The following is a 1,662-nucleotide window of genomic DNA, read 5'->3' as shown; positions in this document are numbered from 1 at the left end:
CTCTTCGGTTAAATTAATTACAGGAAAATTATACGATTTAGATGAAATTTTGCATCAGTTTTTAAAACATTTAAAAGCTTACTTTTCTGTATTAGAGCAACAGGATTTTAAGTTTTTAAAAGAAGAGTATGAAACGCTATTGTTTAGAAAAAATAAACCTTCAACATTTAAAGATGCTGAAGGCTGTTTGTTTTCTGGTTTTATAAAAGGTGTCACCCAAACGGGAAACCTTATTATAGAACTTGAGGATGAAATTATTAAGGAATATGCCCTTAAAGAAGTGACATTATTGTATTAAATTGCCGTTTTCATATTGTTTGCTAAAGTCTCTATAAATTTAGAGATTGGGCCTTTTATCATCATAGCCATCATAGCATTAAAGTCTCCTGCAAATATTAATTGTACCTCACTACTATTATCGTTTATTGCCGTAATATGTCCAGTAAGCGAAAAGTCTAATTTGCCTCCTGCAGCTCCTAAAACTATTTTATTTGGTGCTATTGCTTCCTTCTTTTTTAGAACAATTTCTGGCATACCTTTTAAAGCGAATAAAAACTTGTCGTCTCCTAAAACTTCAAATTTGCTAATGTTTTCAGGCATTAAGGCTTCAAAGTTTTTTACGTCGCTTAAAAAATTAAAGGTTTCTTGAGCCGATTTTTGTAGTGTTACTTTTGGGGATTCTAAATTCATTTGTATTTTATTAGTGTTCTTTAATATAAAGAATATATCAATTAGCGTTCCATTCGCTTGGATTAGCATTCCATTCTGATAATGATTGCACTTGCTCTTCAGTAATATAATTACTCGCTAAGGCTTCATTTAATAAGTTTTCATAATTACTTAATGTATGTAATGTTATGTTCTCTGTTTTAAAATTCTCATCTGCAATTTCAAAACCATACGAGAATATTGCAATCATTCCTTTTACATTTACTTTAGCCTCTTTTAATGCCTTAACAGCATTTAAACTACTTTTTCCTGTACTTATTAAATCTTCTACCACAACAACGTTTTGGCCTTTTTCTATGAAACCTTCTATTTGGTTTTGGCGGCCATGTTTTTTAGCTTCTGGTCTAACATACACAAAAGGTAAGCCTAAATATTCTGCTACTAACATACCTATACCTATAGCTCCGGTCGCCACACCAGCAATAACATCTGGTTTGCCATACTCGTTTTCTATAAATTTAGCCATTTCCTCTCTTATGTAGTTTCTAACAGGAGGAAAGGATAATACAATACGATTATCACAGTAAATAGGAGACTTCCATCCGGAAGCCCATGTAAAAGGATCTCTTGGTTGGAGTTTTATAGCATTTATTTGCAATAAAACTTTTGCAGTTTGTCTAGCGATGTGTTTGTCGAAAATCATGATGCAAAAGTAAACATTAATTTAATTTTAGAGTAGTACTTAATTAATGAAAAAAATATTTTTTTGTGCTATTGCTGTTAAGTAAATTTTGTTAGATTTACCACAACTAAGCTATTGCCCTATATATTATGCACCGCATTTTTGTAAATGATAAACCCATTATTTTAACTACTAAGGTTGAAAAAGAGACCAATTTTAAAAACTTTTTACTTAAGGATATTAGTATAGATACGGTAATTAAAACGCTATCTAGTAAAAAAATAGAATCGGTTAGATTAATTCATCATAAT

Annotated in this window: 2 protein-coding genes and 1 pseudogene; 1 reads left to right on the top strand and 2 read right to left on the bottom strand. The window is 30.6% G+C overall.

Annotated elements, in window-relative coordinates:
- Nucleotides 1-298, top strand: a pseudogene (locus tag ACVC2P_RS16390) (biotin--[acetyl-CoA-carboxylase] ligase); the annotation flags it as partial.
- Here the strand turns inward: ACVC2P_RS16390 and ACVC2P_RS16385 are convergent.
- Together ACVC2P_RS16385 and pyrE are read right to left on the bottom strand one after the other, a co-directional pair.
- Nucleotides 295-690 (bottom strand): SRPBCC family protein, encoded by a 396-nt coding sequence (locus tag ACVC2P_RS16385; protein WP_452599534.1) that lies wholly within the window; start codon nucleotides 688-690, stop codon nucleotides 295-297. The pseudogene ACVC2P_RS16390 and the gene ACVC2P_RS16385 overlap by 4 nt on opposite strands.
- Before the next feature lie 37 nt (nucleotides 691-727).
- Complete coding sequence (gene pyrE / locus ACVC2P_RS16380; protein WP_452599533.1) at nucleotides 728-1,372, bottom strand: orotate phosphoribosyltransferase; 645 nt, start codon at nucleotides 1,370-1,372, stop codon at nucleotides 728-730.
- Nucleotides 1,373-1,662 lie beyond the last annotated feature (290 nt).

The organism is Pontimicrobium sp. MEBiC01747 (assembly GCF_053601635.1).
The sequence above is the reverse complement of the archived record's forward strand: the minus strand, read 5'-3'. Positions and strand labels throughout refer to the sequence as shown.

What these genes read in the sequence shown, in the direction of transcription:
- ACVC2P_RS16385 (WP_452599534.1), bottom strand. Translation starts at nt 690, where the DNA reads ATGAATTTAGAATCCCCAAAAGTAACACTACAAAAATCGGCTCAAGAA.
- pyrE (WP_452599533.1), bottom strand. Translation starts at nt 1,372, where the DNA reads ATGATTTTCGACAAACACATCGCTAGACAAACTGCAAAAGTTTTATTG.